General features: G+C 33.8%; 16 protein-coding genes. 7 read left to right on the forward strand and 9 right to left on the reverse strand.

The annotated features are described in order from the left end of the window. Positions 1-66: 66 nt before the first annotated feature. The 3 genes from ABF281_RS00825 (at position 67) to ABF281_RS00835 (ending at position 2991) form a co-directional block, all read left to right on the forward strand. Positions 67-486, forward strand: a complete 420-nt coding sequence (locus ABF281_RS00825) for a DUF2147 domain-containing protein (protein WP_347179805.1) — start codon at positions 67-69, stop codon at positions 484-486. A 24-nt stretch (positions 487-510) separates the two neighbouring features. Next, positions 511-1932, forward strand: coding sequence for a carbon starvation CstA family protein (locus ABF281_RS00830; RefSeq protein WP_347179806.1), 1422 nt, complete (start codon positions 511-513; stop codon positions 1930-1932). A gap of 132 nt (positions 1933-2064) precedes the next feature. Next, positions 2065-2991 carry a malate dehydrogenase gene (locus ABF281_RS00835; protein ID WP_347179807.1) on the forward strand — a complete coding sequence of 309 codons (927 nt, stop codon included), beginning with the start codon at positions 2065-2067 and terminating at the stop codon, positions 2989-2991. A 49-nt stretch (positions 2992-3040) separates the two neighbouring features. On the opposite strand, the gene ABF281_RS00840 is transcribed toward ABF281_RS00835, so the two are convergent. From ABF281_RS00840 to trkA, 4 genes are all read right to left on the reverse strand, one after another. Beyond that, positions 3041-3751, reverse strand: coding sequence for a pirin family protein (locus ABF281_RS00840; RefSeq protein WP_347179808.1), 711 nt, complete (start codon positions 3749-3751; stop codon positions 3041-3043). A 58-nt stretch (positions 3752-3809) separates the two neighbouring features. Then, the gene (locus ABF281_RS00845) at positions 3810-3986 is read right to left on the reverse strand and encodes a CPXCG motif-containing cysteine-rich protein (protein WP_347179809.1); all 177 of its coding nucleotides are present in this window, start codon (positions 3984-3986) and stop codon (positions 3810-3812) included. A gap of 76 nt (positions 3987-4062) precedes the next feature. Then, positions 4063-5562: a TrkH family potassium uptake protein gene (locus ABF281_RS00850; protein ID WP_347179810.1), complete on the reverse strand. Its 1500-nt coding sequence runs from the start codon at positions 5560-5562 to the stop codon at positions 4063-4065. A gap of 5 nt (positions 5563-5567) precedes the next feature. After that, positions 5568-6914 carry a Trk system potassium transporter TrkA gene (gene trkA, locus ABF281_RS00855; RefSeq protein ID WP_347179811.1) on the reverse strand — a complete coding sequence of 449 codons (1347 nt, stop codon included), beginning with the start codon at positions 6912-6914 and terminating at the stop codon, positions 5568-5570. 65 nt (positions 6915-6979) lie between these two features. Here trkA and radC point away from each other — a divergent pair, with 65 nt between their 5' ends. The 3 genes from radC to ABF281_RS00870 are packed head-to-tail and all read left to right on the forward strand — an operon-like array spanning position 6980 to position 9863. Next, a complete protein-coding gene (gene radC / locus ABF281_RS00860; protein ID WP_347179812.1) occupies positions 6980-7678 on the forward strand; it encodes a DNA repair protein RadC in 699 nt (232 codons plus the stop codon). Positions 7679-7683: 5 nt separating this feature from the next. Then, positions 7684-8997, forward strand: a complete 1314-nt coding sequence (locus tag ABF281_RS00865; RefSeq protein WP_347179813.1) for a polysaccharide deacetylase family protein — start codon at positions 7684-7686, stop codon at positions 8995-8997. Next, entirely contained in the window at positions 8997-9863 is an 867-nt protein-coding gene (locus ABF281_RS00870; RefSeq protein ID WP_347179814.1) for a hypothetical protein, read from the forward strand. Before ABF281_RS00865 ends, ABF281_RS00870 begins: the two co-directional genes overlap by 1 nt. Here the strand turns inward: ABF281_RS00870 and ABF281_RS00875 are convergent. Genes ABF281_RS00875 through ABF281_RS00885 form a run of 3 tightly spaced genes read right to left on the reverse strand, consistent with a single transcriptional unit; the run spans position 9847 to position 12955 of the window. After that, the gene (locus ABF281_RS00875) at positions 9847-11097 is read right to left on the reverse strand and encodes an oligosaccharide flippase family protein (RefSeq protein ID WP_347179815.1); all 1251 of its coding nucleotides are present in this window, start codon (positions 11095-11097) and stop codon (positions 9847-9849) included. The genes ABF281_RS00870 and ABF281_RS00875 overlap by 17 nt on opposite strands. Next, the gene (locus ABF281_RS00880) at positions 11094-11678 is read right to left on the reverse strand and encodes a DapH/DapD/GlmU-related protein (protein ID WP_347179816.1); all 585 of its coding nucleotides are present in this window, start codon (positions 11676-11678) and stop codon (positions 11094-11096) included. The genes ABF281_RS00875 and ABF281_RS00880 overlap by 4 nt, the downstream gene beginning before the upstream one ends. Then, positions 11678-12955, reverse strand: coding sequence for a replication-associated recombination protein A (locus ABF281_RS00885; RefSeq protein ID WP_347179817.1), 1278 nt, complete (start codon positions 12953-12955; stop codon positions 11678-11680). The genes ABF281_RS00880 and ABF281_RS00885 overlap by 1 nt, the downstream gene beginning before the upstream one ends. Before the next feature lie 149 nt (positions 12956-13104). Between ABF281_RS00885 and ABF281_RS00890 the strand changes: the two genes are divergently transcribed. Then, the gene (locus tag ABF281_RS00890; RefSeq protein WP_347179818.1) at positions 13105-13530 is read left to right on the forward strand and encodes an OsmC family protein; all 426 of its coding nucleotides are present in this window, start codon (positions 13105-13107) and stop codon (positions 13528-13530) included. 79 nt (positions 13531-13609) lie between these two features. Here the strand turns inward: ABF281_RS00890 and fsa are convergent, their stop codons facing one another. Both fsa and rpe read right to left on the reverse strand, forming a co-directional pair. Continuing rightward, a complete protein-coding gene (fsa, locus tag ABF281_RS00895) occupies positions 13610-14263 on the reverse strand; it encodes a fructose-6-phosphate aldolase (protein ID WP_347179819.1) in 654 nt (217 codons plus the stop codon). A gap of 18 nt (positions 14264-14281) precedes the next feature. Next, positions 14282-14938, reverse strand: a complete 657-nt coding sequence (gene rpe / locus ABF281_RS00900) for a ribulose-phosphate 3-epimerase (RefSeq protein ID WP_347179820.1) — start codon at positions 14936-14938, stop codon at positions 14282-14284. Positions 14939-14957: the final 19 nt, after the last annotated feature.

Genomic DNA, 14957 nt, shown 5'->3' on the forward strand with positions numbered 1-14957 from the left:
CAAAAGCCTCCAGAATACCTGTAGGCTTTTTTGGTTCTAACCACAATAATCAAACAATCTTAAACAATGAAGAAAATAATTTACCTTCTGTTTTTCGGGATTTATTCCCTTACAAATGCTCAAGAAATCACAGGACAATGGACAACATTTGACGAGGCAACAAATACAAAAAAAGCAATTATTGAAATCTATAAACTTGATAACAAGTATTACGGAAAAATCATAAAAAGCTATACTGCGAAACCGGGTAAATTGTGCGAGAAGTGTACAGGAGACAAATACAAAAAACCCATTGTTAATTTGGTTATCCTTGAAGACTTAAAAAAAGTAGAAGGTCAATACACAGATGGGAACATCTTAGATCCTGAGAACGGAAAAACATATGATTGTAATGTAGAGTTGATTGAAAAAAACAAACTGAAAGTTAGAGGATTTATTGGCTTTTCTCTACTAGGAAGAACTCAATATTGGCAAAGACTACAATAAACATTTCTGAAAACGACTAGCGATATGATCTCTTTTTTAGTTTCAATTTCATTATTAATTCTAGGCTACTTTGTTTATGGAAATATGATAGAGAAGATTATGGGAATTGATGAAAACCGAACTACTCCAGCCATAAGACAAAGAGACAATATTGACTACTTACCACTTCCTGTATGGAAATCTTTTTTAATTCAATTCTTAAACATTGCTGGTTTAGGCCCTATTTTTGGAGCTATAGCTGGAGCTATGTATGGGCCATCAGCGTTCTTATGGATTGTATTTGGTTGTATTTTTGGAGGTGCTGTACATGATTATTTTTCAGGCATGCTATCCTTAAAGCACAATGGTTTAAGTATTAGCGAAGTGGTAGGTCTATATCTTGGTTCCTATGCCAAACACTTCATGCGGTTTTTTACCGTCATCCTATTAATTTTTGTCGGATCAGTCTTCTTAATTGGACCCGCTAAAATTATTGATGGAATGACAAATCATACCTTTGGCATAACTATTTGGGTTTTCATTATTCTTTTTTACTATATACTGTCCACTTTACTACCAATTGATAAATTGATAAGCAAGCTATATCCTATTTTTGGAGGAGCAATGCTATTCATGGCTTTGGGAATATTTATAATGTTACTTACAGGAGATTACAATATTCCAGAATTAACACCTAAGAATTTAATCAATATGAAAAGTAATGCAAATGAAACCCCTATTTTCCCTATGCTATTTATCACGATTGCTTGTGGTGCAATATCTGGATTCCACGCAACACAATCTCCTTTGATGGCGAGATGTATCAAAAATGAGGCTGATGGTAAAAAAGTATTTTTTGGATCTATGATTACAGAAGGAATTGTCGCTCTTATTTGGGCTGCTGCTGCCATGGTATTTTTTAAAGATGTCAATGGATTAAACGAAGCAATGGTGGAAAATGGAAACAGTGCTGCCTGGGCTGCTAACGAAATTTCTTTAAATATGCTTGGAAAGGTTGGTGGTATTCTGGCAATATTAGGAATTGTTGCTGCACCAATAACATCTGGAGACACAGCCTTTAGATCTGCAAGACTAATCTTAGCAGACACTTTCAAATACGACCAAAAAACACTATTAAAAAGGCTCTATATTAGCATTCCTTTATTTATAATTTCATTTGGAATAACAAAAATAGATTTTGCAATCATATGGAGATATTTTGCTTGGTCCAATCAAACTTTATCAGTGATCATTTTATGGACAATAACGGCATTTTTGTTTATGAAAAACAAAAATTTCTGGGTTACTCTCCTTCCAGCAATATTCATGACTATGGTCTGTACGACCTATATACTAGTGGCTCCAGAGGGATTTGGGCTGGGTGAAAAGTCATATACAACAGGAGCCATCTTAACCACACTCATAACCATCTCTTTTTTTCTCTTTCAAAAAAAGAAAAAAAATTAATCCTTTTTTAACACGATTGAATATTAAACAAAATATTACTTTTCTGTTTATTCGTCCTTCAAAATTGCAATCAATCAATCCAAATCCTTATTTTTACGGACGCATAAAAATTTTAACATTAAAACAAATAAAATGAAAGTTACTGTAGTTGGAGCTGGTGCTGTTGGAGCATCATGTGCAGAATATATCGCTATTAAAAATTTTGCATCAGAAGTGGTTATTGTTGACATTAAGGAAAACTTTGCTGAAGGAAAAGCTATGGACCTTATGCAAACAGCTTCTTTAAATGGTTTTGATACCAAAATCATTGGATCTACAAATGACTACACTAAATCTGCTGGATCAGATATTGCTGTGATTACTTCTGGAATTCCAAGAAAACCAGGAATGACTCGTGAGGAGTTGATAGGGATTAACGCTGGAATTGTAAAACAAGTTTCTGAAAATTTGGTTAAACATTCACCAAACGTTATTATCATTGTCGTTTCTAACCCAATGGATACGATGACTTACTTGGCTCACAAATCTTTAAATTTACCTAAAAACAAGATTATTGGTATGGGTGGTGCTTTAGATTCTGGACGTTTTAAATATCGTCTAGCGGAGGCCTTAGAGGCTCCATTGTCTGATATCGACGGGATGGTTATTGGTGGGCATTCTGACACAGGAATGATTCCATTAACAAGATATGCTACACGCAATTCAATACCTGTAACTCAATTTATTTCTGAAGAGAGATTAGAAGAAGTTGCTCAGGCAACAATGGTTGGAGGAGCCACACTAACCAAAATGTTAGGAACTTCTGCTTGGTATGCTCCCGGTGCTGCTGTTTCAGCAATGGTCCAGGCCATAGCTACAGATGCTAAAAAAATATTCCCATGCTCAGCATACCTTGATGGTGAATATGGACAAAAAGATATCTGTATCGGTGTTCCATGTGTTTTGGGTGCCAATGGTATTGAAAAAATCATAGACATTGATTTAAACGAAGCCGAAGCAGCAAAGTTTTCTGCCTCTGCTGATGCTGTTAGAAAAACAAATAATTTGTTAGAAGTATAACAGACATGATCAATTATAAAAAAAGCCGTTCTTTTTAGAACGGCTTTTTTTATACCATAGGAACTTCCATCAAAAGCACATGAGAACTCTTTTTGAACTCAAAGCATACTTCATGAAGATCTTCAAGACCTAAGCCATCTCTATTTGTTAAATCTTGGCCTTCTACCGACAAATCTCCATAGAGGACAAAAACATATAAACCATTCTCTTTATTCTTTAATTGATAAGTAGCAAAAGCGCCTGCACCAAACTTCCCCATATTAAAATAAGCATCTTGGTAAATCCAAACACCTTCATCATGCCTGTTGGGCGATAGTATTTGATAAAATTCATTTTGCTTTTCTAATTCATCCATAGACTGCTGGTCATACCTAGGAACAACATCTTTTTTGTTTGGAAACAACCAAATTTGTAAAAACGCTACGGGTATTTCAGAATTTTTATTTTGCTCACTATGAAAAACACCAGTTCCGGCGCTCATCACCTGTATATCACCCTCTTTGATTACTCCAGATGTTCCTATAGAATCTTTGTGCTCTAAATCTCCCTCTAAAGGAATTGAGATGATTTCCATATTTTCATGGGGATGCGTTCCAAAGCCACTACCACCTACAACCTTGTCATCATTTAAAACACGTAACACTCCAAAATTCATCCTATCTACATTATGATACGCTGCAAAACTAAACGTATGACAACTCTCTAACCAACCGTGATTTACATATCCTCTGGTACCTGCCCTGTGTAGTGTTTTTTTCATTGATTTTTGAATTTTATATGATGAAGTAAATCAAAGGGGTCGTTCAAAACATCTTGTTCTATTGATCAATAGGATTGGCTTCAAAAGAGCTCAAATAATCCTCGTCCCAAAGAGTTTTAATCTCAATAGGGTTGCAGCATACTTCACAATCTTGGACATAAGTTTCACTTACCGAAAACTCCAAAAGCATACTTATAGATTCCCAACAATAAGGGCATGTGAATTCCTGTTCCATAACTTTAAAAATACTAAACCTTATGCATCATTGGATGATCGCATTGAAAAAGAGCTTTATTGAGATTGGTTGTAAATTAGTTACTCTTCCAAAAATACGGAGTCAACACAATTAAAACAGTAAACAACTCTAATCTACCAATCAACATCAAAAAAGAGCAGAACAACTTTGCTGCATTACTTAAATGTGCAAAATTATCTACTGGACTCACAGTTCCTAATGCAGGACCTATATTTCCTAAACAAGAGGCTGCAGCTGCAAAAGCAGAAAGAAAGTCCAAATCTAGAAAGGTTAGTATGATCGCGCTTAAAATAAAAATCAACATATAAATCACAAAGAACGAGAGAATGTTAAAGATGATAACTCTAGAAACTCTGTTCCCGTTGTAACGTACTGATATAATAGCATTTGGGTGTAGTTGTTTTTTTAATTCTAGCAACGAATTCTTAATCATGATGACATGCCTAACAATTTTGACTCCTCCACTTGTAGAGCCTGCAGACCCACCAATAAAAAACAATGAAAACATTAATGCCGTTGCTAAGTAGTTCCACATCGTAAAATCTGCAGATACAAAACCAGTGGTGGTTAATACACTGACTACCTGAAAAGCCGCATGTCTAAAACCACTCTCAACGGGACCATATGGCATCGGGTGGCTAATCGTTGTTTGCAGTGTTGGATCTTGAAAACAAACAATCAAAATAGCAATAATGATAGTTACAATAATCGATATCATAAAATAATACCTGAACTCGTCATCTTTGAAAATTTTAGAGACCTTCCCTTTTAAAGCAAAATAGCTAAGAACAAAATTTGCCCCTGCTACATACATAAAAGCAATAATAATATACTGAATCAACGGATTGTTATTCCAATAGGCAATACTATCGTTCTTAGTAGAAAATCCTCCAGTACTCAGGGTAGCCATGGCATGGTTAATAGCATCAAACCATGACATACCTGCTATTTTTAACAAAAGAAACTCCGCTATGGTATAACTAAAGTAAATCAGCCATAAGCGCTTGGCTGTTTGTGTAATTCTGGGATGTAACTTATCTGTTGATGGGCCTGGAGCCTCGGCAACAAATAACTGCATCCCCCCAATTCCTAAAAGTGGTAAAATTGCTACAGTAAGAACAATAATTCCCATTCCCCCTATCCAATGAGTAGCACTTCTCCAAAACAACACCCCTTTTTGAACACTTTCTATGTCTGTCAAAATAGAGGCACCAGTTGTAGAATATCCTGAAATGGTTTCAAAAATAGCGTCTGGAAAAGAGGTGATAGTTCCTGTTAAGATATAAGGCAAAGTTCCCGTTAGCGTTAACATCAACCAACCAAGTGTAACAATTAAATATCCATCTCTTTTTTGAATATCTTTACTAGCATTTCTGTTAAAAAACCAAAGCATAAATCCTATGGCAATTGTTAGCAAACCTGCCAACAAAATTCCATGTGTCGCTTCTTCATGAGAATACCAACTAAAAGGCTCTGATAGCAACATGAAAAAACCGTTCATCATGGAAGTCAATCCCAGAAAACTTAAAATTATTTTATAATTTAATCCTCTCATCGTTTTTAATTATTGAACAACTTTTCAACATGTGGTATCGCATCAGGTAAACAAAAAACCAAAGCTCTATCTCCTGGTTTGATCATAAACGATCCAAAAGTCATCAATGCCTTACCTCCCCTAACAACACCTCCAAGAACCGTGTTTTCCGGCAAGTTTAAATCTTTAATTTTGTGCTGTGTAATCTTAGTATTTCTTCTCACAAAAAACTCTAAAACCTCAGCATCTACATTGTGTAAATTTGCCAAAGCCAACACACGCCCTTTGCGAACATGTCTAAAGATAGCGCTTGCAGCTAATATTTTCTTGTTGATCAGTGTATCCACACCAATCGTTTGAGAAATATCCATATAATTCATGTTATCTACCAATGCAATTGTTTTTTTAACTCCCTTGGATTTGGCTACTAGGCTCGTCATGATATTGGTTTCAGAATTTCCTGTAGCCGCAATAAAAGCATCAGTGTTATTTAAAGATTCTTCCTCTAAAAGTTCAATATCTCTTCCATCACCATGAATTACTAAAGTATTATTTAATTCGTCAGACAATTCAAAACACTTTTCTCTATCTTGTTCTATAATTTTAACCCTCAGATTCTTGTGGCAAAGTCTTCGTGCCATTTTACTTCCTACTCTACCACCTCCTACAATCATTACATCTTTGATTCCAATTTTTTTGGTATCAACCAATTCGTGAATTTTATCAAGACTCTCTCTTGGCACAGAAAAATAAACTTGATCATTGGATTCAAAAACAGTATCTCCTTTTGGAATAATAATGTCAGAAGAATTCTCTCGTTTTACAGCAATCACGACAAAATCAAATTTGTACTTTAAATTTATTTCTCTTACTGAAGAGCCAACAATCAAAGATTCTGAAGAAAGTTTAGCCCCTAAAACACTCAATTCTCCTTCTTCAAATTCAAACTTATCATTAAAAGCGGTTTCTTTAATCAGTACCTCTATTTCATTAGCCGCTAATTCTTCTGGAGAAATCATATAATCTATCCCTACATCTGAGAAATTGATCTCTTTGGTTTTTATATATTCCGTATTCGATATTCTTGCAATGGTTTTTTTTACGCCGAGGGTTTTACCAATTCCTGCAATAGTCAAATTGGTGTTCTGAGATTCGGTAACCGCAACTAATAAATCTGCATCACTTATCCCTACTTCCTTTAGAACAGCTATAGAAGCAGCATCTCCCTTTTTAGTAAACACATCATGATGAGCGTTCAAATGATTTAATCTCTCTGAATTTTGATCAATCACATAAATATCTTGAGATTCCATTGACAGTAGTTTTGCCAAATGATAACCAATTTCTCCAGCACCCGCGATAATGATTTTCATAGTTGAGTTTAGTTTGCTACAAATATATTATATTTAGTTTGCATCTGTGAATAAAAATAAAAGCTATGAAAAACTGTATTAAATCACTCAAAATTAAGGAATGGGACAAAAAAGACAGACCGCGAGAAAAACTGATCGAAAAAGGAGTCCAAACCTTATCCAACGCAGAACTTATCGCTATTCTGATTGGTTCTGGAAATAGAAATGAAAGTGCAGTGGCACTTTCTAAAAACATCTTAAATTACTTTCACAACAATTTAAACCAATTGGCTAAAGCAAGTCTTGAGGAATTACAAAGTTTTAAAGGTATTGGAGAAGCGAAAGCTATCAGTATTGCTACCGCCTTAGAGATTGGTAAAAGAAGACGTTTAGAAAAAGCCTTATCAATACCTAAAATTACATGTAGCAAAGATGCATACGAAATTTTTCTACCCATTATTGGAGATCTTAAACACGAAGAATTTTGGGTTTTACACCTAAACAACAGTAACAAAGTCCTTGAAAAACAAATGATAAGTAAAGGAGGTGTCACAGGAACACTTGTTGATCTAAAAATTATATTCAAAAAGAGCTTAGCACTCTTGTCGACTACAATGATTTTAGGTCACAACCATCCTTCAGAAAAACTAAAGCCTAGTTTAGCAGATAAACAACTGACTGATAAAATTAAAAATGCTGCCAGCATGCTAGATATAAAAGTCCTAGATCATTTAATAATCACTCAAAAAGCTTATTTTAGCTTTGCAGATGAAGAAATCCTGTAATCTATATGGCTAACGAATTATTGATATATACACAAAAAACAACTCCTAGAGTAAGTTATATTTTCAAGCATATTTTTATTCGCATCTTAAATATCCCTATAAAATTTACTTCAATAGTTGAGGAATTTGTCGCTCATGATGATCTAAAAATGAGTTATGGAAAATCTCCTCTTGGAAATGAATTCTTTATTCAAAGCCACGGCTTACTATTTGAACAAGAAATAAATGATGTAGAAATAAATATTTCTCAATGGGATAGTAGTCCTTGTTTCTTTGGAACTGGTAAAAAATCAAATTTGCCTTTTGATATTTTTTCTGCAAGCTTTTATCTATTGAGCAGATACGAAGAATACTTACCCTGTATGCTAGATGAGAATGATTGTTTTCCTGCAGAAGAAAGTTTGGCGTTTAAACATAATTTTCTAGACAAACCTGTCATTGATATTTGGTCCTACAAACTTCTAAAATCGCTTAAAGAAAAGTATCCCGAATACAAACATAAACCAAACACTTATGAGTATATTTCTACTTTTAGTGTAAATCAAACATTTCTGTTTAAAGGAAAGGGTATTATTAGAACAATCGTTAGTAGTATTTATGATTTGTTCACTTTCAAATTATATTCAGTGTGGTCAAGATTGACCACTTTACTTTCCCTCAAAAAGGATCCGTATGATACTTTTGCAAAGATTATAGAGTTACAAGATAAGTATAGCGTCAAAACACTTTTCTTTTTTCTTTTAAGCAATTATACCACCTATGACAATAACATCACACACACCAGAAGAATATACCATCAATTAATTAAATCTATATCAGATTATGCAAGGGTAGGATTGTTGTACTCCTATTTCACAATGGATGATGAAGAACGCTTAATTAAAGAGACCAGTCGGCTTGAAAAGATCATCAACACACCTACAAAACTATCAAGGCAACATTACGGAAGAAACAAATTACCCGACACTTATCATAAACTCATCGATTTAGATATTCAAGAAGATTACACCATGGGGTATCCAAAACATCTAGGTTTTAAAGCTAGCACGTGTACTCCTTTTTATTTTTATGACCTTAACTTTGAATTTCAAGCGCCTCTAAAGATATACCCATATGCTTTCAACGATACTTCTTTACGTTTTGAAATGCAACTAAGCCCAAAGCAGGCTTTAATGAAAATAAATCATCTGGTGAATCTTGTGAAACAAGTAAACGGAACCCTAATCTCTGTCTTCCACAATGACTCACTATCCAATTTCGAAGAATGGAAATACTGGGGAGATTTTTATGAAGACGTTTTAAAATGCGCTAAAAGTTAATGATACAATACATCCAAAGAAAAGATTTAGACATTAAAAAATACGACTCCTGCATCCAAAACTCGTTAAACCCTAGGATCTATGCTTTGAGCGACTACTTAGATATTGTTGTAGACCACTGGGATGCAATTGTCTTTAAAGATTACCAAGCAGTAATGCCAATTCCCTGGAGAAGTAAATATTTGATTAAATATATTTATCCTCCATGTTGGACGCAACAACTAGGCGTATTTTCTATTGATAGCTTTGATGCAAATCTTATTGAAATATTTTTGAAAGCAATCCCTAAAAAATTTCTAAAAACTACACTCCAGTTTAACAATAAGTGCTCACATGAACAGTTTACCCCTAGAACAAATTTTGTGTTAAAGCTGAACAAAAGTTATCAAAACATTCAACAAGGGTATAAAAAAAACAGAAAAGATGGAATAAAAAAATTTATCAAATCTGGATATAGCATTCAAGAAAACATCAATATTGTTGATGTTATTGATCTTTTTAAAGAAAACTATGCTAATGAAGTAAAAATCAACTTTCAAGATTATGCTAAACTTCAAAAACTAACCCAAAAGAAAAAATTACAGCCGATAACTTTTGGTGTTCTGGACGAGAGCAATCATCTTGTTTCTGGATCTGTTTTTTTTAAAGATGAAAAAAGAATTTACTATGTCTTTTCAGCCAACAATAACAAAGGAAATAAAGTAGAAGGAAATACAGCCATATTAAATCACATGATCGCATCCTATTCTAACTCGGGATATACATTAGATTTTGAAGGCTCTATGCATCCTGGAATTGCCTCCTTTTTTAAAAGCTTTGGTAGTGTGTCTGAAATCTATTATGAATATACTAGACAACTATTTTAGCTTTTAACAACCCAAAGAAGTACACCAATAAAAAACAGTAACCTAAAGACATAAAGATAGATATGCACGTAGATATTTGAAAAATAGTAAAGTCATTTTTTCCTACATAAAGACTAACAAATAAGACCAACATAAAATAAATATTGACCATTAAACTTATTTTATTTTTCTTTAAGGTTTCCTCTAAAGAAGAAATGGGACTGTACAAAACTCTAAAACCATACATCAACGCAAATATCTGAACAAACTTTCCTGTAGATCTCCAATCTTCCTTAAAAATTAAAACTATGATATCTTCTCCAAAAAGAATGAGTAATAACAAAGGAATTGAGATCATTAAAAAAATTCTTTTGACTATAGATTGTGTATATTTCAAAAGTTGATCATGAGACTCTTCTTGAAACAACACTACAGATTTTTGGAAGAAAACAGGAGATATTACCGATTGTAAAAAAGCCAAAGGAATTGATAATATTAGAAAAGCCATAAAATAATTACCTGTTAGTTCTTCACCGTATGTAGCAAGCAACAAGACTGGAAAAACATTTACGGCAATGGTATTGATTGCATCTCCTGATATTGCATATTTTAAAATTTCCATATGATCTTTAATCGATCTTTTAAACATGGCTATGTTTAATTTTTTAATGATGATTTCTCCACCATTAAAATAATACAATAAAATTATAACCGAAGCGATAAGGTAACCTAAGACAAGCCCTAGCGTTTGTATCGAGAGATAGAAAAACAGGAACTGCAAAAAATATCGAACAATCGTAAACAAGATTTTAGCTTTTTTTAACTTCTTAAAATTTTCTGAAAATAAATTCATACTCTGAAAAAGAGTACTCATAGATTTTAGCATCGCAGTTAATATGGCAAAATACAAAACAGTTCTAGATACAAAATATTTATGAATGATTTGATTCGAAACCAAAAACGAAAGAGAGAAAAGCAATATACTACTCATAAGAATGATCCACAAAAGCCCCGTTAAATTATTTCGTCTTTTCGTGGTTTGCTGCTCTAAAAACAACATGCTTTCAAGTCTACCAGTATTAAAACTAGAAAAAATCATGGTCACCGTATAATACACAGAAAAAACTCCTAATAGATTTGCTCCATAAATTTTAGCGACATAGACAGAGCCTAACGCACCTATAAACTGAGATACTAGATGTCCTTTTGTCAAATCTAAAAAACTACTTGACAAATGTGCTTTCAAAAATTTCATTTTACTTTTTGATTAAATTCAATATCTGAAGTCTTTACATGCTCTTTTTTTTCTGAAATCACTTTGCAAGGATTCCCTACAGCAACGGAATTTGAGGGTAAATCTTTCACCACAACAGAACCTGCTCCAACAATTACATTGTTTCCAATTTTAATTCCAGGCAATACTACTGAGTTGGCACCTATCCATACATTATCACCTATAACAATTGGTTTAGATTTTATGATTTTTGAGAAGTCCTCAAAATTATGATTTGATGAAATTATTTTTACTCCAGGACCTAATTCTACATTATTACCAAATACAATACCATTTGAAGCCTGTATATAATTCCCAATATTGTCACCCGGATCACACATATAACCCTTTGTAATATTTTCAGGACAAACAACGACGGAAGTCTTATCGACTGGCCATTTTACGCTATTATTTATCTTTAATATTTTCTGATAAAAGGCATATTTTTTTAAAATTCTATAATAGGTAGAATATCCATATCTAGGTCTAATATATTTAGGATAAAGAAAATTGACTAATTTTCTGAATAAGAAAGCGTCTAGTTTTTGTTTTGTAGTTGTCATTACTCTTTATCATATTTATTTCCCCACCTATCTCTCATTACTTTTCTAAACTCGTTTTCACGAGCATTTACTCCCGGACGATACAAGGACACTTCTCTGAGTTCATCTGGCATAAATTCTTGTGCAACAAAATTACCTTCATAAGCATGAGAGTATTTATATTCTTTACCATAATTCAAATCTTTCATCAATTTGGTAGGGGCATTTCTTAGATGGAGCGGAACGGACAAATCTCCTGTTTGCTTTACGAGTTGAACCGCCTTGTTTATGGCCTCATAACTTGCGTTACTTTTGGCTGAATTTGCTAAGTAAATAGCACATTGACTCAATAAAATTCTTGCCTCTGGATACCCTATAGTTGCGACTGCTTGAAACGTACTTGTAGCCATAATTAGAGCCGTTGGATTTGCATTACCGATATCTTCAGAGGCCGAAATTAACATTCTTCTAGCAATAAATTTCACATCCTCTCCACCTTCAACCATTCTCGCCAACCAATACACTGCAGCATTGGGGTCTGAACCTCTAATTGATTTTATAAAAGCCGAAATGATATCATAGTGCTGTTCTCCTGTTTTGTCATATCTGACTACATTTCTTTGAACTTTTTCTAAAACCAAATCATTCGTAATAATGACTCCCTCCTCCTCAGAAGCAACAATCAATTCAAAAATATTTAATAACTTTCTTGCATCGCCACTTGATACTTGTAACAAAGCATCTATTTCTTTTAAGACTATTTTCTTTTCTGCAATGAACGCATCTTTTTCAATAGCTCTTTGCAACAAAGACTGCATATCGCTCTTCTCAAAAGGATTCAAAATATAAACTTGACAACGAGACAATAAAGCAGGTATGACTTCAAAACTTGGATTTTCAGTTGTCGCACCAATTAATGTGACCCATCCTTTTTCTACAGCTGCTAGCAATGAGTCTTGCTGAGATTTACTAAAACGGTGAATCTCATCAATAAACAAAATAGGGTTTTTGGTTGTAAACAATCCTCCGCTTTGCTTTGCTTTGTTGATGATTTCTCTAACATCTTTTACTCCAGCGTTGATTGCACTCAAAGTAAAAAAAGGTCGACCTGATGTTTCAGCAATAATATTAGCCAACGTTGTTTTTCCAATACCCGGTGGTCCCCATAGAATCAAAGAAGGAATAATACCCTTGCTAATATGATGGGTTAGCACGCCTGTTTTTCCAACTAAATGTTGTTGGCTAATATAATCCTCTAAAGTTTTAGGACGAATACGTTCCGCTAAAGGTTGATTCATAGTGTAAATATACGAGTTACAATTAGCAATTAACGCATTGAGCATTCGTAATTATTTTAGGCGAATAACTGACAAACATCTTTCAACTACTCTATTTTTCAATACGTCAATTACTTTACTTATTTTTGACAAGATAAAAACACAGAAATATGGCAACACAAAAAATATCTTTATATTGGAAAGAAGGAGTACATTTTGAATCTGAAGGACCTGGAGGAATGGTCTCAATTGATGGTTCAGAAGAAGTAGGAGGACAAGGAAAAGGGCTGCGCCCAAAAGCATTAATGCTTTCAGCTTTAGCGGGTTGCTCGGGAATAGATATTGGCTCCTTGATAAAAAAAATGCGTATTGACGTTGATACTTTTGACATTGATGTAGAAGCTGAATTAACAGACGAACATCCTAAATTTTATCACAAAGTTTTGGTGAATTTTAATTTTTATGGAAATCATTTAAATCAAACTAAAATTGAAAAAGCAGTGTCTCTATCTATTGACACCTATTGTGGTGTGATGGAAATGTTTCGCCAATTTGCCACTGTAGAAACCAAAATCAACTATTTTCCTAAACAGTAGAACTCAATTGAAAACATAAAAAATCCCGAATGACCAAGTCCATTCGGGATTTTTTTATTCTGAATCGTTTAAATCTTGACTATTGAAATTTTTTGGCATCCTCTAAAAAAGTAGCCAATCCACTAGCTGTTAAAGGATGTTTCAATAAACCTTCAATCGCACTCAAGGGTCCAGTCATAACATCTGCTCCTATTTTTGCACAATCCACAATATGCATGGTGTGCCTCACCGAGGCTGCTAATATTTCTGTTTCAAACATATAATTATCATAAACCTCTCTGATTTCATTTATCAAATGTAATCCATCTGTAGAAATATCATCTAAACGGCCAATAAAAGGAGATACGTAAGTTGCCCCTGCTTTAGCAGCCAAAATAGCTTGACCCACAGAAAAAACTAATGTTACATTGGTTTTAATTCCTTTAGAGCTAAAGTATTTACAAGCTTTTATCCCATCTTTTATCATAGGTAATTTTACCACAATTTGAGGGTTTAAAGCAGCCAATGCTTCTCCTTCTTTTACCATTCCTTCAAAGTCAGTAGAAATTACCTCAGCACTTACATCTCCTTCTACAATTTCGCAAATAGCTTTGTAATGGTTGATAACGTTTTCCTGTCCTTTAACTCCTACTTTTGCCATTAAGGAAGGATTGGTTGTTACCCCATCTAAAACCCCTAGCTCTTGAGCCTCTTTTATTTGGGCTAAATCTGCTGTATCAATAAAAAATTTCATTTGTTTAAATTTATTTGATTAATTAATCATTGTCTTCAATTCTTTTACGGTAGCTATTGGATCTTCTGCGCCAAAAACATAGCTCCCTGCTACCAATACGTCTGCACCAACTTCAACTAAGTTGTTTGCATTTTGATTGGTTACTCCACCATCTATTTCGATTTTAGTTTCACAACCTTTAAAAGTAATTAGATTTTTTAATTGTTGTACTTTAGTGTAAGTATTTTCTATAAATGATTGGCCTCCAAAACCAGGATTTACACTCATAATACAAACCAAATCTAGCTCTTGAACAATATCTTCTAAAACAGCTACAGGAGTATGAGGATTTAAAGCTACTCCAGCTTGCATTCCCTCAGCTTTAATCGCCTGTATCGTTCTATGCAAATGCGTACAAGCTTCGTAGTGCACAGTCAAAATATCAGCACCTATTTCCTTGAATGTTTTTATGTATTGATCTGGATTGACAATCATTAAATGGACATCTAAAGGCTTAGTGGCATGCTTTTTAATCGCTTTCATCACTGGCATTCCAAATGAAATATTTGGAACAAAAACACCGTCCATAATATCTATGTGAAACCAATCAGCTTCACTGTTGTTAATCATTTCTACATCGCGTTGGATGTTTGCAAAATCGGCTGCTAATACCGATGGAGCTACTAACTTGCTCATACTTGTATTTATTTAATCG

This window comes from Wenyingzhuangia sp., from assembly GCF_039768515.1.
Taxonomy (GTDB): Bacteria; Bacteroidota; Bacteroidia; order Flavobacteriales; family Flavobacteriaceae; genus Wenyingzhuangia.

Coding starts and splice junctions, on each gene's coding strand:
- ABF281_RS00840 (WP_347179808.1), bottom strand. CDS start 3,751: ATGAAAAAAACACTACACAGGGCAGGTACCAGAGGATATGTAAATCAC.
- ABF281_RS00850 (WP_347179810.1), bottom strand. CDS start 5,562: ATGAGAGGATTAAATTATAAAATAATTTTAAGTTTTCTGGGATTGACT.
- ABF281_RS00825 (WP_347179805.1), top strand. CDS start 67: ATGAAGAAAATAATTTACCTTCTGTTTTTCGGGATTTATTCCCTTACA.
- ABF281_RS00885 (WP_347179817.1), bottom strand. CDS start 12,955: ATGAATCAACCTTTAGCGGAACGTATTCGTCCTAAAACTTTAGAGGAT.
- ABF281_RS00870 (WP_347179814.1), top strand. CDS start 8,997: ATGATACAATACATCCAAAGAAAAGATTTAGACATTAAAAAATACGAC.
- rpe (WP_347179820.1), bottom strand. CDS start 14,938: ATGAGCAAGTTAGTAGCTCCATCGGTATTAGCAGCCGATTTTGCAAAC.
- ABF281_RS00835 (WP_347179807.1), top strand. CDS start 2,065: ATGAAAGTTACTGTAGTTGGAGCTGGTGCTGTTGGAGCATCATGTGCA.
- ABF281_RS00875 (WP_347179815.1), bottom strand. CDS start 11,097: ATGAAATTTTTGAAAGCACATTTGTCAAGTAGTTTTTTAGATTTGACA.
- ABF281_RS00845 (WP_347179809.1), bottom strand. CDS start 3,986: ATGGAACAGGAATTCACATGCCCTTATTGTTGGGAATCTATAAGTATG.
- ABF281_RS00890 (WP_347179818.1), top strand. CDS start 13,105: ATGGCAACACAAAAAATATCTTTATATTGGAAAGAAGGAGTACATTTT.
- trkA (WP_347179811.1), bottom strand. CDS start 6,914: ATGAAAATCATTATCGCGGGTGCTGGAGAAATTGGTTATCATTTGGCA.
- ABF281_RS00830 (WP_347179806.1), top strand. CDS start 511: ATGATCTCTTTTTTAGTTTCAATTTCATTATTAATTCTAGGCTACTTT.
- ABF281_RS00880 (WP_347179816.1), bottom strand. CDS start 11,678: ATGACAACTACAAAACAAAAACTAGACGCTTTCTTATTCAGAAAATTA.
- ABF281_RS00865 (WP_347179813.1), top strand. CDS start 7,684: ATGGCTAACGAATTATTGATATATACACAAAAAACAACTCCTAGAGTA.
- fsa (WP_347179819.1), bottom strand. CDS start 14,263: ATGAAATTTTTTATTGATACAGCAGATTTAGCCCAAATAAAAGAGGCT.
- radC (WP_347179812.1), top strand. CDS start 6,980: ATGAAAAACTGTATTAAATCACTCAAAATTAAGGAATGGGACAAAAAA.